Source organism: Bradyrhizobium huanghuaihaiense (assembly GCF_007830635.1).
Lineage (GTDB): Bacteria > Pseudomonadota > Alphaproteobacteria > Rhizobiales > Xanthobacteraceae > Bradyrhizobium > Bradyrhizobium huanghuaihaiense.
In genome coordinates this window covers 1-21,179 of record NZ_VLLA01000056.1, presented here as the reverse complement: position 1 = coordinate 21,179, position 21,179 = coordinate 1, and the positions used below count along the sequence as shown (strand labels likewise).

Annotated in this window: 16 protein-coding genes and 3 pseudogenes; 15 read left to right on the top strand and 4 right to left on the bottom strand. The window is 57.9% G+C overall.

Annotation, left to right across the window (positions count from 1 at the left end; genetic code table 11):
* Positions 1-200 precede the first annotated feature (200 nt).
* Entirely contained in the window at positions 201-1,655 is a 1,455-nt protein-coding gene (locus IQ16_RS43295; protein ID WP_018647482.1) for a DUF1521 domain-containing protein, read from the bottom strand.
* A gap of 250 nt (positions 1,656-1,905) precedes the next feature.
* Between IQ16_RS43295 and IQ16_RS43290 the strand changes: the two genes are divergently transcribed.
* The 13 genes and pseudogenes from IQ16_RS43290 (at position 1,906) to IQ16_RS43210 (ending at position 14,800) form a co-directional block, all read left to right on the top strand.
* Positions 1,906-2,466 carry a hypothetical protein gene (locus tag IQ16_RS43290; RefSeq protein WP_014497947.1) on the top strand — a complete coding sequence of 187 codons (561 nt, stop codon included), beginning with the start codon at positions 1,906-1,908 and terminating at the stop codon, positions 2,464-2,466.
* A gap of 97 nt (positions 2,467-2,563) precedes the next feature.
* On the top strand, positions 2,564-2,872 hold the full coding sequence (locus IQ16_RS43285; protein WP_011084613.1) for a hypothetical protein: 309 nt from the start codon (positions 2,564-2,566) through the stop codon (positions 2,870-2,872).
* A 42-nt stretch (positions 2,873-2,914) separates the two neighbouring features.
* A complete protein-coding gene (locus IQ16_RS43280) occupies positions 2,915-3,106 on the top strand; it encodes a hypothetical protein (protein WP_014497948.1) in 192 nt (63 codons plus the stop codon).
* Positions 3,107-3,222: 116 nt separating this feature from the next.
* Positions 3,223-4,116, top strand: coding sequence for a SctD/MshK family protein (locus IQ16_RS43275; RefSeq protein WP_011084612.1), 894 nt, complete (start codon positions 3,223-3,225; stop codon positions 4,114-4,116).
* Positions 4,117-4,149: 33 nt separating this feature from the next.
* Positions 4,150-4,686 (top strand): hypothetical protein, encoded by a 537-nt coding sequence (locus IQ16_RS43270; RefSeq protein ID WP_011084611.1) that lies wholly within the window; start codon positions 4,150-4,152, stop codon positions 4,684-4,686.
* 2 nt (positions 4,687-4,688) lie between these two features.
* Positions 4,689-5,117: a tetratricopeptide repeat protein gene (locus IQ16_RS43265; RefSeq protein ID WP_011084610.1), complete on the top strand. Its 429-nt coding sequence runs from the start codon at positions 4,689-4,691 to the stop codon at positions 5,115-5,117.
* Positions 5,118-5,126: 9 nt separating this feature from the next.
* A complete protein-coding gene (sctV, locus tag IQ16_RS43260; protein WP_011084609.1) occupies positions 5,127-7,226 on the top strand; it encodes a type III secretion system export apparatus subunit SctV in 2,100 nt (699 codons plus the stop codon).
* Between the two features lie 30 nt (positions 7,227-7,256).
* A complete protein-coding gene (locus IQ16_RS43255) occupies positions 7,257-7,847 on the top strand; it encodes a tetratricopeptide repeat protein (protein ID WP_011084608.1) in 591 nt (196 codons plus the stop codon).
* A gap of 124 nt (positions 7,848-7,971) precedes the next feature.
* Positions 7,972-8,837: pseudogene (locus IQ16_RS47825) on the top strand (effector protein NopP).
* A gap of 1,114 nt (positions 8,838-9,951) precedes the next feature.
* Positions 9,952-11,298, top strand: coding sequence for a M16 family metallopeptidase (locus IQ16_RS43230; protein ID WP_018647480.1), 1,347 nt, complete (start codon positions 9,952-9,954; stop codon positions 11,296-11,298).
* 53 nt (positions 11,299-11,351) lie between these two features.
* A pseudogene (locus IQ16_RS46235) lies at positions 11,352-12,757 on the top strand (M16 family metallopeptidase).
* 519 nt (positions 12,758-13,276) lie between these two features.
* Complete coding sequence (locus tag IQ16_RS43215) at positions 13,277-14,026, top strand: P-loop NTPase family protein (protein WP_011084600.1); 750 nt, start codon at positions 13,277-13,279, stop codon at positions 14,024-14,026.
* 54 nt (positions 14,027-14,080) lie between these two features.
* On the top strand, positions 14,081-14,800 hold the full coding sequence (locus tag IQ16_RS43210; protein WP_011084599.1) for a hypothetical protein: 720 nt from the start codon (positions 14,081-14,083) through the stop codon (positions 14,798-14,800).
* Between the two features lie 546 nt (positions 14,801-15,346).
* On the opposite strand, the gene IQ16_RS47130 is transcribed toward IQ16_RS43210, so the two are convergent.
* From IQ16_RS47130 to IQ16_RS46225, 3 genes are all read right to left on the bottom strand, one after another.
* Positions 15,347-15,790 (bottom strand): NEL domain-containing protein, encoded by a 444-nt coding sequence (locus IQ16_RS47130; RefSeq protein WP_231088699.1) that lies wholly within the window; start codon positions 15,788-15,790, stop codon positions 15,347-15,349.
* Between the two features lie 84 nt (positions 15,791-15,874).
* Positions 15,875-16,264 (bottom strand): hypothetical protein, encoded by a 390-nt coding sequence (locus tag IQ16_RS46230; protein ID WP_038960313.1) that lies wholly within the window; start codon positions 16,262-16,264, stop codon positions 15,875-15,877.
* Positions 16,265-17,352: 1,088 nt separating this feature from the next.
* The gene (locus tag IQ16_RS46225) at positions 17,353-17,649 is read right to left on the bottom strand and encodes a hypothetical protein (RefSeq protein WP_161170740.1); all 297 of its coding nucleotides are present in this window, start codon (positions 17,647-17,649) and stop codon (positions 17,353-17,355) included.
* A 2,067-nt stretch (positions 17,650-19,716) separates the two neighbouring features.
* Here IQ16_RS46225 and modC point away from each other — a divergent pair.
* Positions 19,717-20,826 (top strand): molybdenum ABC transporter ATP-binding protein, encoded by a 1,110-nt coding sequence (gene modC, locus IQ16_RS43190; protein WP_208751670.1) that lies wholly within the window; start codon positions 19,717-19,719, stop codon positions 20,824-20,826.
* Between the two features lie 56 nt (positions 20,827-20,882).
* Positions 20,883-21,179, top strand: a pseudogene (locus IQ16_RS43185) (IS256 family transposase); the annotation flags it as partial.

Genomic DNA, 21,179 nt, shown 5'->3' with positions numbered 1-21,179 from the left:
TGCGATCTTTCCTCGAAAGGTGGACTTCTCTTGCTTCGGGTATCATCCCGACCTTGAATCACGACTCACGTTCCAAGAAAAGTGGGTACTAGTATCTTCATCTCCTCACTGAACACGAAAAGCGGGCGCTAGCGCCCACTTCAGTGACTTATCCCATAAGCTGGAACCGCTTCGCAGTACCAGCCAGACCTCAGGCCAACTCAAGCATCGGACGTTGTGCCTGGATTCTCATTGCTGTCGATGATTTCCTGGTTCACCTGGCGTCCAGACCGGTCAACCCAGCCCGAGCCTGGTTGTTCATAAATCGTCTGGGCTCCGTCCGAAGTCAATTGATCAAGCGTACGGCCCGCATTCGACTGCGTCACCTTGAGATTGTTCTTACCGTCAAAGCGGTCTCCAAGCCCTTCGACGACCATGGCATTGTCGCCGTTAGTAATGGTCAGCTTCGAGGCCATCGTTTTGCCCTTGCCGATATCAACGGTGTCGACAGTAATCTTCGTGCCGTCGTCGAGCTGGAAAGTCATGTTCTTCTTGAAGTCAAAGTCGACCTTGCCGTCACCGTCGGCATCGACGTGGGGATCGCCTTTAATCGAGGTGATCTTGCCTGTTTGACTGTTACGAATGAGCACTGTTCCGTCATTTTCGTCGACCAAGATCGAATACTTATCACCAAGCTTGATCTCAGCCTTGCCGTCCCTGACCTCATGTGACCACACTGGCGCCGGCTGAGAAGACTGCGTGGGCACCTGGGCAGCCGCAACAGGCACCATCGCAAGAGGCGGCGGCGGAGGAGGAACGAAGAAGACGGGCGCCGTAGAGGTGGGCGCTCCGCTTGCATACCGGTAGTTGCCCGGCCCACGCCCTTGCTCGCCGTCGTCGATACTCGCCTGATTCACGGCGCGTCCGGCGCCATCGACCCATCCCTGTCCACTCTCATGGATCGTTTGGGCACCATCAGACGTCAACTCGTCAAGGGTCATCCCAGCGTTGGACTGCGACACCCTCAGATTGTTTTTGCCATCCTTGTCGTCGCCGAGCCCCTCGACAACGATCGCGTTGTGGCCGTTCGTAATCGTAAGCTTTGAAGAGATGGCCTGGCCATTGCCGTAGTCGACATTATTCACAGTAATCTTCGTGCCGTCGTCGAGCTGAAACGTCATATCCTTCTTGAAATCGAAGTCATCCTTGCCGTCTCCGTCGGCATCAACGTGCGGGTCGCCATGAATGACCGTGACATGGCCGGTCTGGTTGTTGCGGACTGTCCACGTGCCATCCTTCTCATTGGCCGTAATCGTATACTTGTCCCCAAGGTTGATCGTGGCCTTGCCATCCTTGACCTCATGCGTCCACACCGGATCCACAGCAGGCTCGGCATTCTGATTCAGCTGGCTCATCAGCATGGTGGAAGGAGGAGGCGCCATCATGTACGCCTGCGTCGTAACGACGGCTGGCGCCACGACGACCGGAACGACACTCCCAACGGCCGTACCGACGAGGGCTGGTGAGGCTACCGGCAAGTACTGGTAGCTCGCCGGGGCATATTGCCCCAACATGGCGTTGAAGGTGGGAGTGACAACAGCGCCCTCCGGCGCCACTCCGTTCATCGAGTCGGGCGCACCCACCACTGGCAGGCCGGCCACGGGAAGATACTGCATTTAGTTCACTCCTGTTGCATAGACGACATCTGTAAAACTGTGAGCGTTACGCGCATAGTCACCCAAGATCCGCCGCTTCAGATCTGCATGAGAGCGCCTGATCAGCTCATCCGAACGAACGACTAATTCCCTTGCCAGAACCGGCAGCCTATGGAGATCCTCTCTCGCCCCATCACCGTAACCGCACGAGCACATCACGCGCATTCAACTCACAGATACGGTAGCCCGAACACCTGTCGAAAAGCTGACGATGATCAGCGAGCCAAGCCGCACGCACTTTGGCATCGATCGGATGTCCGAAACGCATCCTTCGCTGAACGTATCGCAAGATTTAATATTCCCTCCTGGCAAGATTCGTCTGGTACCAGCGGTGCTCCCATGTCTTCAGGCAAATGACACGACGTTGCCGGTTATCAGCCAATCATCTCATCCTCACCGCAATCAGCGCTCCCGCCGGAACTGCACATCATCTGCGAGGAGCGATCAACAGCTTGAACTCTCGCTGCATTTTCCCAAACATCAAGACTTCGCGAAAGGTGAGCTTTCGCAAGCCGCCATCTTAGCCAAACGGGACAAGCGAGGGCTGAGATCCGCACGGCTCGATGACCTTATCCCGCTTCCGTGCTCCACCCTGCAAGCCACGCGCCTGCGAAGGTTCCGCCAAGTCAAATCATTCCTGAACGCGCAGCTAAGCACGGCTCAACTCGCCTTCATCCAAGCCGGCTATAGGGCGCCGCTGGGAGCGACAGGGCGATCCGATGATTGCGAGCAGATGCAAGCCTGCCGCAAAATATCACTCGCCTCAACGTGAGGCTCGTCAGCTTTTCGAAAGCTAGCGCCCCTAGCATGAGGCCGCTGAAGCTAGGCGAACAGTCGTCTGCGCAACAAGACGAACATAGGAGAACGCAATGATCGGAGAAATGATTGGAAGCGCCGCCGGCGGTTACCTAGGCGGCCCGGCCGGAGCGGCAATTGGTTCGGCACTGGGCGGGACCGTGGACAAGGTCTTTGACAAGGTGGTCCACACCTTGGTGCCCGACGAGGGTCACCATGATAAGGCCGAAGACCACAAAGACGCCGGCGAAAAGACCGAGGTGCAATCCAAGCACGAGACTGCCTGCAAGAGCCCGGAGCTGAACCTCGGGCTCAGCACGCTCGGCGGTACGCCCATGTTCCTTTCCATTCCTGCGATCGTCTCGCCGGCCCGCACCTCGTAACAAATCAGAACCAGCGTTATCCCAAAAGAAAGGCAAATAGACATGGCGGTTGACAATGTTGGCGGAAATGGCGGCGCTGCTGGTGCCCAGCAGACCGGCGATAGCGGCTTCCAGAACCAGATGGCTGAATTCGAGCGTGTGAGCCAGAAGGTTCAGGCCCAGGCCGTGGCAATGCGCAGAATTACGACCGAACTCTCGTCCGAGAAGAAGGTCGCCGACGAGCGCGTCCAGTAATTCTGCAAGACGGGTGGCTCACCGCAGTTGCTACCGTCGCCGCGCTGTGAATGACGAAGTCTGGATGAGCCGTACGGCACCGCCGTACGGCTTCTCTCGTTATTCGGGGGATTATCGTGAACGACTCTGTTTCGCTTGAGTTCGAGGTGCTTTCGGGGGTCTATACCGGGCTCAAAGGAAAGACGGCGGGCGGCGAGAGCATTGTGGGCAGCGGCCTCGATGCGGACATGATCTTCGTTGAACAAGGGCTCGAACCGCATCATCTTCGCGTCATCCCGCAGCGCGATTCGATCGAGCTCGAAGCGCTCGCTGCCAGAATCAGCATTGACCGTCACGCTAGCATTGCAACAGGTGAGCGCGTCAGAGTGCCGCTTCCCGCGATCATTCATGCCGGCGCGATGTCCATCCGCTGGTCGGCAGAGGATTTCCAACCAATTGCTTCGAGCAAGCGATCTCGCCGCTCGATCGTGGCACTCAGCCTGATCTTGCTCAGCTCTGTCGCGATCGGCACCGTCTCAATCATCTTTGCCCCCGGCGATAGGGCGGTGGCGCCAAGCACCGGATCATCGCACGCGGTCGAAATTGCCGCTAAACCAACCGTCGATCATTTTGACGCGAGAGCTGCTGATGAAATGGCCGCATCACTGCGCCAACAGATCGAACGAGAGGGCCTTCCTGACGTCAAGATCGGGCACGGGCCCGGCGTCGTGACCGCGGAAGGGACGATTGCGCCGGACCTCGTCGCAAAATGGAAAGAAATCCAGCAATGGTTCGATCGTCAAAGCAATGGTACCCCGACCCTTGTGAACGCTGTCGCGGTGAAAGAGGAAAAGATGCCGTCTTCGATTGCTGTCCAAGCCGTCTGGCGCGGAAGCGAACCTTATCTGCTTATTGCCGGGCAGAAGTATTTCGTCGGCGCGCTCTTAAGTAATGGATGGACCGTTGATCGAATCGAGGATGGACGAGTTCTGCTCAGCCGCAACGGCCGATCTGCCGCTTTGCCCTATTAAGGTCTCTACCCTGCAAAAGAGAAGGAGAAGGCTATGGCTAGGCTGCCTCAGAACTCCGTAGGGCCCGGCAACTCATCGCAGGGGTTAGATGCGGGCCAGCACGCACCAGTCATCGGCTCGCCTCCTTCGCGAGGTGATAAGCTCGAAGTCGGAGGCGCCCATGCGGATAGCGGCACGAAGCGGGCGTCGTGGCAGGATGCGGCTTCGTATGATCTGCCAATTGATGGCGCGAGCGAAGCGGCGCTCGGGGTCGATTCCGTCGGCGCCATCTCACGCGTCACTTTATTCGAAAGCGAAGCAGGAGCGAATGAGGTAGATGCACGCGCGAGATTGGCTTCGCTTTATGGTCCCAATCTGTCCCGCGGACTACTCTCCTTCGTAGTTCCGCGCCTTCGTCATCCCGACGTACTGCGCGCTGACAAGCATGGTGTTCTTCTGGAACGCTTGACGCGAACATTGGAGGCGACGCCGGAAGACAAGACGGCGCGAGAGTGCTTGGCAATCCTGCAGCAGGAGCTGCAGCGGTTACTAATGCTCCGACAAAACCAAAACAGCTTAATCAAGGGTTAGCCATGGCCGATCCTGATGGATTGCATCGCGTCGCCGTTCCCCTGGCTCCAGGAGTCTCAAAATCCGGCGATATTCCGTCGATCTCCGGGCCAGAGCGCGACCTGCTTTGCGCACTCTCATATGTCCATCTCGCGTGCGGGCAGAGCGCACACAGCCTGGCTCTGTTGCGAATTGCAGCTCGCGAGCATTCCAACGACGTCGGTCTACTCCGCATTCTAGCCTACACGCTCATCGCCGAGGGCCTCGGCGAGGAAGCACTCCATGTGCTGGACCGGCTGGACGCACTTGATACGCAACCCTCTTCTCGCATACCGATGACGCTGTTGCGCAGTCACGCGCTACGGCACGCTGGCCGCATGGCCGAGGCTCGCGAGGTCTTCCAGACCTATGTGTCATTGCGCGCGAGTACAGCCCTCATCCGAAAGCAATAGGGATCTATCATGGCCAACACCTTGCGCGGCTTTGTCGTGCGCGCTCCGGCCCACCCGGATTTCATGGTTGCCTTGATGCTGCTTCTAGCGATCGGCATGATGATCATGCCAATCCCAATCATCGTGATCGACATGCTGATCGGCTTCAATCTTGGCTTTGCCATATTGCTGCTGATGGTTGCCCTCTATCTCAGCACACCGCTTGATTTCTCGTCCTTGCCGGGCGTCATCCTGATCTCCACCGTATTTCGGCTGGCGCTGACGATTGCAACAACACGGCTGATCCTCGCCGAAGGCGACGCGGGCAGCATCATTCACACCTTCGGCGACTTCGTCATTTCAGGGAATATTGCGGTCGGAATTGTCATATTCTTGATCGTGACCATGGTCCAATTCATGGTTCTTGCCAAGGGTGCCGAACGCGTCGCAGAGGTGTCTGCGCGCTTCACGCTTGACGCGCTACCAGGCAAGCAGATGGCGATCGATGCGGAGCTACGCAACAGCCACATCGATCAACACGAAGCACGCCGCCGACGTGCCGCCTTGGAACAAGAGAGTCAGCTTCATGGCGCTATGGATGGTGCCATGAAGTTCGTTAAGGGAGACGCGATCGCCGGGCTGATCGTGATCTGCATCAATATGCTTGGCGGAATAAGCATCGGCCTGCTCTCCAAGGGCATGTCGCTCGATGAAGCGCTGCATCAATATACTCTTTTGACGATTGGTGATGCGCTCATTTCGCAGATTCCGGCGCTGCTGCTGTCAATTACCGCCGCGACCATTGTCACGCGCGTCAACGGACCCTCCAAACTCAGACTCGGCGCCGATATCGTTCACCAACTTACCGCAAGTACGGAGGCACTTAGGCTAGCCGCTTGCGTCTTGGTATTCATGGGGCTCGTTCCTGGCTTTCCTTTGCCCCCGTTTGCCGTGCTGGCCGTCCTGTTCGCTGCCGCAAGCTACGTCAAGGTCGGCCCCAAAGACGACAAGCCTGCCGCCAAAATAGGAGCTAGCGCCGCGGCATCGGCGCCGGTTCCTGCAGCGGTCCAAAAGCAGGCCGCACATGCGGAAGCGCTTCCGATCGCGTTGTTCCTTGCACCAAACCTGACGGATTCGATCGACAAAGACGAGCTGGAAGAGAGCATTTCGCGTGTTTCAAGGCTCGTGTCGGCGGACCTTGGCATCACCATTCCGCGGATCCCTGCCCAGATTGGCGACAGCTTGTCCTCGTCGCAGTTCAGGGTCGATGTCGATAGTGTGCCAGTTGAGCGTGATGTGATCAATCCCGGGCACTTGGCACTCAACGACGATGTCGCGAACATCGAATTGAGCGGCATCCCCTTTCAACAAGACCCTGAAACGAATCGGGTCTGGATCGAAGAACGGCATGCAGCGGCTCTCAAGGCCGCCGGAATCGGATATCATCGGCTAAGCGAAGTTCTTGCCTTACGTCTCCATTCCACATTGACGCGCTTTGCACAGCGCCTGGTCGGTATTCAGGAAACCCGCCAATTGCTCGCTCGGATGGAGCAGGAATACCCTGATCTGGTGAAGGAGGTACTGCGTACGGCCACCGTCCCTCGGATCGCCGAGGTCCTGCGCCGCTTGCTCGATGAAGGCATTCCAATCCGCAATACCCGCTTGCTTCTGGAGGCATTGGCAGAATGGAGCGAGCGCGAGCAAAACGCCGTCCTGCTCACCGAGTATGTTCGTGCTACCTTAAAACGCCAAATCTGCTTCCGGTATGCTAATGCCCATCGCGTCGTGGTCGCCTTTATCATCGAGCGTGAGAGCGAGGAAATCATCCGCGGCGCAGTACGGGAAACGGCCGTAGGCCCATATCTCGTCTTGGATGAATGGCAGAGCGAAAAGCTGCTTGCACAATTTCGTCAGATTCATGCGACCATCGCGCAAAGTAAGAGCCAGCCTGTCGTCCTCGGTTCGATGGATATCCGGCGTTTCGTGCGCGGTTTTCTCACGCGCAACGGAATCGACTTGCCTGTTCTGTCCTATCAAGATCTCGCCGCGGACTTCACGGTCCGGCCGATCGGATCCGTCAAGCTTCCAAAGGCGCCTTCCTCAGGAGGGCTCCTAACAGCTGCAAGCTAAGAGTGCGCAGCACTACCTTGTGAGTAGCCGATGAAATCTAATGACACCAGCTTCCGCCGATATCTGTGCTCCGCCAGTCCAAGGCTGCGGCCGGCTCTGCTTGCGATGCTGACTGTTGTGCTGCTCGCTGGTTGCGCTACCGCAGACAAACATGGCCTTTCACCGCAGCAGAGGTCCGCATCAGACCTCGCAGACAGCGAAGAGATCGACCCCGCCGCGCGCGAGCGCATTTCGCACGCGCTTGGCCGAGATGCTGATGAAGGGGCTCTGCGCGACGCATTGAAGCAACAGCCGAACAACATTGATGCGGCTATTCCTCTTGCGCGAGCCCTGCTGGCACGCAACTGTCCGAATGATGCTCTTGAGGTGCTCGACGGCGTGTTATTGGCAACCCCTGGCGACCTGCGCGCATTAAATGCCAAAGCAGTTGTTCTCGATCACGAGGGCCGTCATCAGGAAGCCCAAGAGCTATACCGCCAAGCTCTCGCGGCGGAACCTGCAAACCCGATGCTGCGCAACAATTTCGGACTGTCCCTCGCCCTTCAAGGCAAGATGGACGCCGGCGATGCCAGCGCAGCACCTCAGGCGGGCAGCCGGAAAGCATTGGCTCGTTCAAGATAAGGCGATCAAGAGCGGGCAGGAATAGCGAAGCGTGATGCTTAGCTGTCAGCTTGCCGACAGCTAGGCTTACTATGAGCGCGGAACCCCACTCCGGCGCGGCCTCGCCGACATAACAGGACGTGTTATGTTTCAAAACACTAAAGCTCTATCTAACAGCGAACGTGCGTCCGAGCTCGATGAAATGGGAACGAGCTCGGACGATGGCTCCCACACGGATAGCCCAAGATTCTTGGATGTATTCTCTGCTCTGAGTTTGGCGCCATCGAGCTGCTCCGTTGATGCATCTTTGGCAGCAGTCCCGCCATACGCGCTGGTTGACGAGCGGCCGGTGGTTGAGATCTCAAAATCTTCGTTTGAGAATAAGCTGGCAGATTTTTATGGAGGAGACATAGAGGATATTGCTGCCAATCCGCAGCGATACTCGCGCTGGGTTTCCGAAAAGGCTCACGCACAGCGGACACTGCATTTCGCTTCGGCACGAAGTCTATTTCGGAGAAATCGTGCTTTTTCAGCTATCAGCTTGGGAACAAGAGCGTCGGGCTTCTGAGAACGGAACCCGGAGGCCGCATGAGTGAGCTGTTCAAGGGCAACAATGATTGGCGCCATCAATTTCCTGGACGAGATGAAATCACCTCAACAATAGCTTTCCGGGTTACTCATCCGCTCGTCGAGAACGCGGGCGATATCTTGCTTGAACATCAGCTCCAGATCGACGGAAACAAACCGCTCGTTCTCTCCCACTCTTCCAATCCGGAAGCGAAAGCCCGCGCGGCAGCGTTGGGCTTTCTTGAGGTTAGTGACTCGATGATGGTGCTAGATCCCACCAAGCACGATGACAAATGGAAGAACGAAGGCGGCAATTGGCAGCGGGCGGGTAAGCCGCCTTTGTATCTTGCCGCGACTGAAGACAACAGCGGCAATGCCAAGTATACCGAGAGTGTAGCGAAGCCCGCGAACGATCCGTATGATGAGGAATATGACTTTATGTAGAGCCTACAGGCATCACACGAAGAGCGATTGGCCGGATCGGCGGGGCAAGATCAGGCCTCTATCTCATTTCCTGCTGCATGTACTCTTGAGCACCGACATCTTTTCCGTATCCGCAGGCGGAGTTGGACTGCGCTGTGGGTCCTTTCGTCTGGCGGAATCAAGCCGGACGAGCAGCAGATCGATTATCTCTCGGACTCCGCAGCCTCGTGTTCCTCCTGATCTGCAGCTTGCGCCAGCAAAGAGCCTCCTTGTATCAGCCGAAATGACGCGGTCTATCGGCACTGCGAAGCTACAGCGCGCGATGGCGGCGCACGATCTCCATGACACCCGGTCCTGCCATGTGAGGATCTCCTCCTCTGCCTTCCCGGGAAAAAACTTGCTCGCAAACCGTTTTCAGCCCTTTAGCCGCCGGCAGCGGACGGCATGATTGGTTGGCAGAATCTTGCCGGCATGAACGTCCTCCGGGAGGATCACATCCTCATCAAACCCGCTCGGCACTGCTACATCCACGCCCTTCTGGCATCTTGTCGTTCAGATAAGAGAGAGGAGAAATAGCGAAGTAGTTAACATGCGCCAACCAGGCTCCGGCTTGCAACCGCAAATCACATGACCGCGATCTGCGGTGCCCTTGGTATCCTTAATCTGAGTGACTTGTTGGCAGGTGATTTAAGGACGGTGAGCGGTGCGCTCGGCTTCCCTTTGCCTTACGTAAACCGCGACGGCCGGCAAGTGACTTCCACTGTCTCATCGAAGCTATCGCTGAGCATTTGTTTACCTCGCGCGTCAACAACCGATGGGCTTTTGCGGCAAATCTTCTCAATCGCGCTCCCCCGCGGCACCTGATGCGCGCGGCCGATAAACTACGCTGTTGTCGCACGTTCATCCTGGACTACTTCGGCGCAGTGTACTCAGAGGAGCTGCTCGCTGGCAGACAAATCGTCAAGCCGCTCATCGTGTAGAGCGAGATGTGTGACGGCAAGCTGCTGAGTGTTGTGCCAGCGTATATCGCGCTTGATCTACCCCCAAATCTCCAGAGACGCCAAGTTCTCCTGAGACGTTGTGCGCAAGGTTGTGTTCATGACATGTCGACGGTTACATTTGGCCACCTGAAGCCTTGGACTCGACGACGCGCACCACTCCGGCGGTTAGCGTCTATGCCGGCACGGTCAGATCAGATCGAGCAGCATGCTTCACGCTTCAGAACGACCTGCAGGTGGTTGTGATCCAGGATCATCGCACACCAGTCGTCACTCAGATGATCTGGTATAAGGTCGGTTCCGCGGATGAACCGCCCGGCAAATCGGGGCTTGCGCATTTCCTCGAACACCTGATGTTCAAGGGTACTTCCAAACATCCGGCGGATGAATTCTCCAAGGCCGTGCTGCGCGCCAGCGGCTACCAGAACGCCTTTACCGGGTTCGACTTCACCAGCTACTTCCACCACGTGCCTCGAGAGCACCTCGGCAAGATGATGGAATTTGAAGCCGACCGCATGACCGGTCTCGTTCTCAAGGACGAGAACGTGCTCTCCGAGCGAGACGTCGTGCTGGAGGAATTCAATATGAGGGTCGCCAACCATCCAGGTAACCGGCTTGCTGAGCAGATGATGGCGGCGCTTTACCTCAACCACCCCTACGGCCACCCTATTATCGCGTGGCGCCAGGAAATCGAAAAGCTTACCCGAGAGGACGCGCTTGCCTTCTACCGGCGCTTCTATGCACCTAACAACGCGATCCTGATTGTCGCTGGCGACGTAGCCACCAAGGAAATGCGCTCCATGGTGAAGGAGACGTTTGGCGGCATCCCCGCGCAACCTTCGATTCCCAAGGAACGCCTGCGGCCGCAGGAACCGCCGCCGGCCGCGCAGCGCAGAGTGACACTGGCCGATGCCCGCGTCGAGCAGCCGGCCCTGCGCCGCTATTATCTCGTACCCTCGACTCGCAGCGCGGCCGCGGGCGAGGGTCCAGCGCTTGAGGTGCTCGAGCAGTTGATGGGCGGCGGCATTAACTCATATCTCTATCTCTCGCTGGTTGTCGAAAAGCAGCTCGCGGTCACCGCCAGGGCGAGCTACCACTCTGCCGCGCTCGATCCATCGCTATTCGAGATTTCCGTCATACCAAAGCCTGGCGCCAACCTCAGCCTGATCGAGCGCTGCATCGACGAGGTAATCGCCGGTATTGCCCGTAATCCCGCGAGTGCCGAAGATCTCCAGCGGGCGAAGACGCGGCTAACCGCGCAAGTCGCCTACGCCCAAGACAGTCAGGAACTGCTCGCTCACTGGTATGGCCGCGCCCTGACGACGGGACTATGCATCGAGGATGTACAACGCTGGCCGGACGACATCCGCGCGGTCGGCGCACCGCAGGTGCATGAGGCCGCGCGGATATGGCTCGACAAGAAACGAGCGGTAACCGGCTATCTCGTCAAAGAGTCTACCCCGCAACACTGGGAGACGCTCTAGTGATCCATCCTTGCACTCGACGCGGGATCCTCCTTGGAGGAGCCTCCCTCTCCATGGCGGTGCTCGCTTCGTCAAATTCGCATGCCGCACCACGATCACTGGACCGGACCAGGATCAAGCGTTTGATTTCGTCTTGCGGCATAGAAGCCTGGTTCGTGCAGGACTCCACTGTCCCATTGATCTCGATGGAATATGCCTTCACCGGCGGCGCGGCTCAGGATCCCGCTCAAAGACCTGGCGTAGCCCACATGGTTTCTGGGCTGCTCAAGGAAGGTTCCGGCAAATTTGACTTCAAGACCTTTCATCAGCGGCTGGACCGCCATGCCATTGAACTGCGTTTTCACGTGACCCATGATCACTTCCGCGGTGCCTTGCGCACGATCAATGACAGCGCGGAGGAGGCCTTCGAGCTTTTACGGATCGCGCTAACCTCGCCGCGTTTTGAGGCCGCCGACGTCGAACGGAACCGTGCCGCTGTGCTTGCGCGCCTTCGGCACGACTCAACCAATCCTTCGTCGCTGGCTCGCCGCAAGTTCCTCGAAGTCGCTTTTGGGGATCATCCCTATGCTCGCCCAGTCGATGGCTACTTGGAAAGCGTGCCGAAGATAGAGGCCGAGGATCTCAAGGGTTATGTCCGGCGCGTCATTGCAAAAAGACACGTTCAAAATCGCGGTGGTCGGCGGGGTCGATCCAGGGGCCGTCTGCAAGCTGCTCGATAAGACCTTTGGCAGCCTGCCGAGCAACGCGGAAGCGATGCCGGTCGCCGACGTCATCGCAGCAAAGCCGCCGCAGCGGGTCTTTATTCAGCTCGATGTGCCGCAGACAGTTGTGACTTTTGGCGGTCCAGCCGTCCGTCGCAGCGAGCCGGGTTTCATGCCCGCCTGTATCGTCAACCACATTCTCGGCGGCGGCGGCCTGACGTCACGCCTGTTCCGCGAAGTCCGCGAGAAGCGCGGACTGGCTTATTCAGTCCGTGAGCAGCTTGTCTGGCTGGATCATTCAGCCATGTTTCTCGGTACCAGCGGCACCTGCGCCGATCGGGCCGGTGAAACGGTTGAAGAAATCGAGAAGCAGGTCCGACAGATCGCCGCGGAAGGACCGACTCAGCAGGAGCTCGATGACGCAAAGTCCTACCTGAAGGGCTCGCAACTGGTAGCTCTCAACACATCATCAAAACTGGCGCGAACGCTACTGCAGCATCAGCTTGACAAGTTGCCTATCGACTATCTCGAAAACCAGAATGCCGTCGTCGATGCGGTGACGCTGGAAGACGCCAAAGAGAGCAGCGCAGCGGCTGTGGGGCGGGGGTCTGCTCACAATTATCGTCGGCCGCGCCCCAAAGGACGCAGCGCAGGCGGCCATTGTGCCGTCCAGGACTACACCCCCGCCGGGCGCCGATCAGCTAGACACCGGCCCGACGACGCCGCCCAATTTATTTTCTATCAGCCCATGTGCTTAGCTCTCGCGCGCAGAGAGGCCTTTAGCCACTCACCTTTAGCTCGTGGAGATATTCCTCGGCATGCCGAAAAGACGGCGATCTGATCCAGTAGACCTTTGATGGTCTGCGAAGCCATAGTCGGACCGCCTAGCATCCCCCCGATTTGCGCTTTCATCGAGCTCGCAATCTGACGCTACGTAAGACTCGGTCTCCCATTAAAATTTGATAGCGGCAGCGACAGCATCCATAGCGAACCTACGGCAATCCAACGATCACCATGGGCAGACTTTGATTCTTGCCCCGCATATTCCAGCCGCACACAAACCTCACGTAAATCACCAGTACAAGTGATTACTCCCATTGCCGGAGCTGCATCATCACGCGACGTTACTCGCTAGATGTTGAAAACGCTTATCAGTTGCAGAGCTCTCGCATCGGCGGTTCATTGCCCCTTCTTTCCGCCATGTTCGCACCCAAAGCAGTGACGCGCCGATAGCGCACTTTGCGCGCGGCAATAGCAAGAGCTCAGGAGATGTTTCTATGGTGAAGCCAGTGGTAATTGTAGTCGGTGCGGACAAGGGAGGAGTCGGCAAGACGACCGTATCACGAACGCTACTGGACTACTTTAGCGTCAATAACGTGCAAATACGCGCGTTCGACACGGAGTCGCCCCGGGGAACGCTGAAGCGCTTTTACCCCGGGATCACTGAGATCGTCGACATGACTGCGACGGCGGACCAGATGAAGATCTTCGATACCTTGAACTCAGGGCTGTCCGTCACTGTCATCGATGCTCGCGCAGGCCTACTGTCCTCTGCGCTGGCTTCCTTGCGCAACATCGGCTTTCTGGACTCGGCACGGTCTGGCCAGATCACATTTGCCGTGTTCCACATCCTGGGATCATCTATCGCGTCGCTAGACGAGATCGAGGAAACCGCGACTTTCATGACCGGTGCAAAGTACTACCTGGTCAAGAACTTCATCAACGACACTCAATTCTTCCAGTGGGATCAAGCTACTTATAATTCCTATTTTCATCGCATCAAACATGCGACTGAGTTGACCATCCCGAAGCTTAACGAGATGGCGTATGAGCAGGTGGAAGTCGCGTCCGTCCCGTTCATAGACTTCGTCGCGAACAAGGGACGCAATGATGAACCCGCGAACAACTCCTTCGTGCTGCGCGGCTATGTCCGGCACTGGCTGGCAAATGTCTGGAGCGAATTTGATCGCATCAACTTGACGGAATTGGCCGGGGCCAAGTCCGCCACCCGGGCCGGCGAGAAGTAGCCGTATATCCGGCAAGCTCGAGCCCACGCACAGAACGAAATTGATCTGCTGGCTATGTTAGCGACCCCCATCTACATCATCTGCTCACCTAGCCCGCAGGTCGGTAAAACCCTCATCGCTCGGGCCATGAGCGAGTTCTTGCTGCTGAAAGACGGTACAACGCTGTCGTTTGACGTCAACTTGAAAGAGCCATCATTGCTCGACTACCTGCCCAACATCACGGAGACCGCGGATGTGATCGACACATACGGCAAGATGCAGCTGATGGACCCTCTCATCGTTCACGATCGTGTACCCAAAGTAATCGATCTCGGCTTTCACGCCTTCGACGAATTCTTCAAGATGTGCGAGGAGATTGGCTTCGTCAAGGAGACGGCGCGGTGCTGTGTCACCCCTGTCGTACTCTTCGTCGCGGGCGCAGATCGCATCTCCTTTCGTGGTTACGAGATGCTGCGGCGGCGAATTCCCCCGGCCTCGCTGGTCATCATCCACAATGAATTCGCACTGCGCGGCGGATTACCTGAAGCGATGGACGGCGATCGGGTGATTCGAATTTCCGCACTACCGCTGTTCCTTAAGAGATATATAGATCGGCTTGGCTTTTCCTTCACTGGGTATCTGCGCAACGAGAAGGACTGGTCCACCGAGCTGCATCAATGGATCCGGCGGAATTACGGCATGTTTCGCGATCTGGATTCGAGTGTGACGCTGCGAAGGTGGGATCGGCCGCGGGGGACGGACATCGGTAGCCTACGTTGCACGAGGGCGACTTGAAGAGATCGGTCTGATCCCCCATCTATTTGTCTGGCCTATGAGAGGCCGTTGAGCGCTGAGTTCAACGGCGCTCGCAACGTGAACGCATTGCGTTTTGCTAATCTTCTCTTGGATGTCCATCCTATACCATGATCGTCCGCACGGACGCACGGGCGCAATTAACAGAGCTCATTCGGCAATGGCTCATGCAGACAGTCCGTCATGCAGGCAGTCCGTCCCGGAAGGCGTCGATTAAATTTTGACTTTTGTGACCGGCGAGGCGGATCGACGGACCCTCCTTCGGAGGTGCGCTCATAGCTGAAGGCCGAGCTTCCCGAGGACCTGATGCAGGAGCGCGCTTTTGATCGCGCGGGCAATCTCGTTTCGTATCTGGCGCCGAGGACCGGCTCGGCATCGGCATCGCCCGTCAGACCATGCTCAGCCAGTCGCTCATCCAAGCGGGTTTCAAATTGTACACCCATCACGCCGACGAGCCGCTCCTGCATTTCAGCATAATCTTGGGGTACCATACGCCTCACCACGCTTTCCATGGTTGCCATCGCGTCGCTAAATAGTCCCGAAATTCCGCCGCTTCCCGTCCCGCGCCGACGCCTCGGCCCTGGCCACATCGGCCTCGGTCACTTGAGACACATTCATGAAGCGCATGTCGGGAGCGTTGTGCCGCAGCTCCAGGGCGTCCCGCAGCTGGGCTTGGTAGGCAAGATAAACCTCGATCTCGTCGACATCCGCGTCGGGATCGGCACGGCGAAGTGAGTTGACCCTCTCGCGCGCGATCCCGTCAAGCGCTTCCAAGCGAAACAAGACGCGGTCGTTCTGGAGCAGTTCGCCGAGGCGCCCGTCATAGAGTCCGTCCTCGACATCAGCGTTCAGGCGTGCGGTCTGCATGCCGTTCCAGACCAAAGTAACGCGATCTTCGCAGCTCCCGTTCGCTCCCGAAGCCAACTCGAAATACTGCTCGCGTAAACGGGGCCTGACGGCTGCCTGCCGCAGATCTTCGGCGACCGCCAGGCGGAACGCCTAGTGATGGTAGTTCACGGTCTCTGCAGGCAGGCGCGTCAGCCCATTGCTGATGGCCTAGAGCCGCTGGAGGCCGGTCGAAAGTGTCTCGGGCAGGCTGTCGAGCTGATTGTGATCCACATTCAGGCGGCGCACCTCGGCCAAAATGGGCGCAGGCAAGGCGGTAAGGGACCGAGACGACAGATCTAGCGGCTGATTGAGATCACCCGTCCACCGCCAAGCCGACGTTCGGCTTACCGCTTGTTGCCGATCCCCATGTTGCCCCTGCCCGTCTTCGGCAGCCCAGTTGGCCAGCACCTCCTCCGGCGAGGCAACCGCTCCGGCAGCGGACGTGTGCACGCCGGCCAAGGTCTCTCCCCACAGCGGTGCGGCCGGAGAGCCTGGTTCGGAGCTTTCCAAATCGGAAGTTGCGGAAGGAATACGAGTGACGAGCTGTTCTGTGTTCATCGATATCGTTTCTTCGGTAGCAAAATGAAGCGAATGCGCCGGGGCGGCGCATCTTAGAACCGCCAATCCTCCACTATGGCTGACGCGCCACCGGCCCACAAGGAGTGAGGTGCGATCCCACAAGCGTGCCGACAGGCACGAATGGCCCGGATACGCTTCTGCAACTAGCACCCACTGCAGACAGTGTAGCGAATCCAGACGGCGTTTCGCTCGCGGATCAATTGATATTGCAGTCCACCGGTCTCGCCTGCGAGCTCTGCGCCCATTGAGCCAAGCCTGCAAGGGAGTAGCGGCGCTCATGATACGAGCGCCACCTGTCGATAACCTGACGCAGTCCGGAGCGACGAAATGACGGATGGCGTTTGTAATTCCGTAACCTTGGGCTCAGCTCTCCGCAGACGAATCACTTTGTGCTGGACCGGCTGGTGGCGGGTGCCGGTCCGCCGGCAGCAGCGCGTTTAGGCCGGCAACTTTGCTGTGACGTGAGGCGAGGCGGCCATACTTCTCCCCGGGGTCAAACGCTTGGGCGATAGCTGAGCTCAAAAGCTTGCAGCCTATCGCGCTAACGCGCTTGGCTACGAGACGCAGCGCGCCCCGATGTCAACACCGCGGGCTCGCTAATTCTCTTCGACGCGGAGTTCCCAGCCATTTTAACATTGGTCACGTGAACCGGCAAACGGCGATCGGGCGGCTCTTCACGATATCCTTCCGACTGGATAATCGGACAGGTGCATCTGTCACTGGTACGACAGATTTTCTGTGTCGAGCTCAGTGTAGCCTAGCTGCGCCGCGACCAAATAACTCGAGCAGCTAGTGCGCCTTGTTGATCTCGCGTTAAACACGCTTAACCCTATGAGCGCTGGAATTGTGCAGGACACACGTTCGCGGCGCATTGAAACCGCGAGGATCTGCCGCGATTTCTCGCCAAACGCGCGGCGTAGGATAATATTGACTTATAAGCGTCGCATACATCGGACTTCTCGCCTCCTCCGGACACGAGCGGGCGATACGCCGTTGTCGGCTCAACTATCCGGCAGGAATGCGGAGCCAGGGAACGACCGCTCGACGAGCATCGCCATGTTTTACACTTAAGGATCAACATCCGTGATGACTTCGATTGATGATACGCTAAGTGAGATCAGATGGCTGCGAAACGGAATCTGGCGCTGCCGCCGGCTACTTAACACCGACCTGCCTGGCACCGAACGCAAGGCCCTTGAGAAGCGTCTGCATGAACAGCTCTCTGCCTTTGAACGGCTCTCGTCGACGGCGTTTCCTTTCGCCTTGAGCTCTAAAGTGTATTCGGTCAGGAGCACCACAATCGGGCGAAGCGACTCCCCTGAAGCGCCCATAGAGAACGCCGCAATGGTATCAAGCGGTTGCATGGGGAAATCGATCAGCGGCTAACAAAAGAGGTTTCCTAGCCCAATCTGTTACAGCTCAGTCTAGCCGAAGGTAATCCTGAGAAATCTAAGGCAACCGCGATGAAACAAACGCGCTGATATTCCGGCAATCATTGGCTGTCGCAGCCGACTTAGCCACTTCCGCAAAAATACGTAGTCGCGGGCCACAATGCCATAAATTGATGACAGTACGGTCCACTGCCTCCACAGCTGACGCTGATTGCCCTTGGGACCAGCCACAGAGAGACGAAAGCAACTTCACAAAACCTCGAAGCCGCGAATGGCTACAGCGCTGAACAAAGCGCAACTGCTGCAGCACGAAACTCGAAATTCAAGGCCGCACCACGCCTGGGCAACTGTATCGCTAATCGAGCCAATCCAATCACGGATCGGTCCCACCCAGCCGACTGCGCCTCGGCAGGCTGATGCTCCAGCCCGGTCGACCTTCAGCCACCAAGCTGGCCAACCCCGCCGCCCGTCAGTCTGAATACTTCACTATCGTTCGAGTTCGCAACTGCCGCGTCTCTCGATGAGGGCCTACCGGGCGCTTGTTGAGCGATTGTCTCGGTGCATCGTTTTCGTTTGCCGCGGTTGGCATCATGCGCCGGCATTCGCGGTGCAAGTTTTTGAAATTGTCCCTAAGACAAAACATGGCCACGTCAACATCGCTACGGCCTGTAAAGCGGTCACAGAAGCGGATCACGTCTGATTTGCACGACGCCAAGACTTCCTCGGCTCGCCGATCTCGCGCGCGAGCGTGTCCTGTGCACCATGTCGCAGCGATCGCGATCGCAGCGAGGACGGCTGCAAAGCGATGCGCATTGCAAGTCCAGCCCATTCGTCGCTCTTGATTGACCAAACCCCTCATAAGACGCCTGTGCTTCTCTGTTTTTCTTTGCCCCGAGAGGTGATCTGTTTACCGGATTGGAATGCCTCGGCAGCCATGAGTCTCGCTTCTCGCGGGCCGGCTGCAATGATTGCCGCGCTCCGAATCATTATCCCGCCACTCGCAACACGCATTGCGAAGACCGCGACAAACAGAGATCGGCCGTTTAGCACTTATGTGCCCATGTTGGCTCCCAATATGGTTTTCTGCTTCGCCATGCCTACAACCTGACGTTACGGTCGATTCAAGCACTTTGAGCGCGCGGGCACCGCATATCATCTCGGTCAGCGCTTTCGCCAAGCGACCGTCTACAGGCCTTCTCCGCCGAGTAGATCGGATGGCGCGTCAGTCGGATGGCATGGAGTTGTGCATCATTGACGAGCTCTACGGCCGCATATTCGCCAAAGCACGATCTCGAACGCGAGAGGCTTGGCATGATCCTTGGGTGCCGCCTCACGGCCCTGCATGTGCGGTTGGAGACGCGAGCGTCAAAGTCCTACAATAGGATGCGGCGATTTAAGACGCGGAGTGGAGACAGATAAAACGCCTCCCTTGCCGCTAACCGCCCAGTTATCACTTCGAACGGCACGCGGATTGCTGGGTAAGTATCAGCCAGTTGCCGGGAAGGAAGCGGCTCAGGCGGAGCCGGAGTTCCAATGAGACTTATTCGATTCATGTTAATCGACCTGGCGCTGATGCTGGTCGCACCTGAGAGTGCAGAGGCTACGATCAGCTACTGGGCAGACTTCAAATCGGCTCGCGAAGCTGTGGGATCATTGATGCCGATTTCCGGCCGCGGGCCAGTATTCAGCTTTGGCGTGAGCCGGCATCTTTGCCCCCCAACCTCTCAAGCCGCGCCATTCAACATTCACCAGAAGGCCTCGGCCCGGCCAAGCAGACCAAAGACCTCGCGTTGCTGGAAAGGCGGCGCTTAACTCTTAAGGTAAGCGCGCCGGCCACCGTACCGATTGCCACGATCCACCGGCGTGGAGCTGCTCAACAAGGCTCCGGACTTGAAACCGCTCTGCACGCCTCCCTCCCACTTTATACCCTCTTGCGAGCAGCAGCGCCGTGCTGGAGCGGAATAGACTGGATGGCCAGCAGCATAACGATCACCTCCAGTGCAGCCGCTAGGCTCCTCACTTAGATGGAAGATACAGCACATGGGCGGGTTCACCAAAGAAGCCAAGAAGGGCTATATTGAGGTTGCCTTCAACGGCTCGCTCGCGAGCATTCTGCTTGATACGCAGTTCAGCGTACCGGCCAAAGGCGTCACAGCGATTTTTGGTCCGCCTGGGTGCGGCAAAACTACACTCGCGCGCTGCATCGCTGGCGTGCAGCGTCTGCCGAATGGCTTCTGTGCGATTGATGGGGAGATTTGGCAAGATGAGACGACGTTTCGACCGCCTCATCTGCGTCGCGTCGCATATGTATTTCAGCTACCGATCCTCTCTTCTCATTTGTCGGTACGACGCACCCTTTTATACAACGCGTCACACTCGGAACCGACACTGATCGATTTTGATGGTGTGGTCGAATTGCTCGGCTTGGCGCCACTGCTCGAGCGTACGCCATCACATCTTTCCAAGACCGAGCGGCAGCGACTTGCCCTTGGCAGTGCGCTGCTAGGCCAGCCTCGGCTACTCCTGCTGGACGATCCACTCATTGTGCGCGACCGCTCCGCCAAATGCGAGATCCTGCCATTTCTCGAACGCATCCTGCAATCGCTTGCGTTGCCGATGATCTACATCAGCCATGACATCACCGATATCGAACGTCTCGCCGATCATCTCGTCATGATGAAAGATGGCACCGTGACTGCGGCCGGTCCGCTCAATGTCACCCAGAGCGACCCGGCGCTCGCCAGCCGCAGTGAAGCGGCAATCTGTCTGGATACTATGGTCGGCGGTTATGACGGGCGCTACGGGCTGGTCAAGCTCCGCCTCAAATCCGCGCGCTTTCTGATACCAGCAGTACCGCTAAGGCCGGGCGCAAGGCTGCGGCTGCGCATCGCTGCCGGCGACGTCAGCATTGCGTGCGAACCTCCGCGCGCAAGCTCTATCCTCAATGTATTTCGAGCACGCATAACGGCCTCTCTGCCGCACGGCGATGCTGAGGTCACCTTGGTTCTGACCCTTGAAACTGGCCACTCTGGCGTGCCGCTTTTGGCGCGCATCACGCGCCGCTCCTTTGATGCCCTACGGCTCAGTATTGGAGCGGAAGTATTCGCGGAAGAGCTATGCGGGAAACTGGGTGATGACGGAATGAGATAGGCGGCGTATCGAGGCGGGTGTCGAGCCTGCCAGAACCTCAAGGAGAGCGATACGCCATGAACGAGCATAGCAACATTGTCCCACTGCGTCAGCCCGATGAGATCGACGATCCACTGACGAATATTTTGCGATCTGGTGCTCGGCAGCTGCTTGCGCAGGCTGTCGAGATGGAAGCCGAGGCGTTTCTCGCCGCGATGAAGGGCTTGAAGCTTCCCGATGGCCGCGACCGCCTCGTGCGGCACGGCCATGGTCCAGTGCGGACGATCCAGACGGGGATCGGCGCCGTCGAAGTCGCCCGGGTAAAGATTCGCGATCGCGCGGTGACCAGCGATGGCGAGCGGATCCGCTTCACC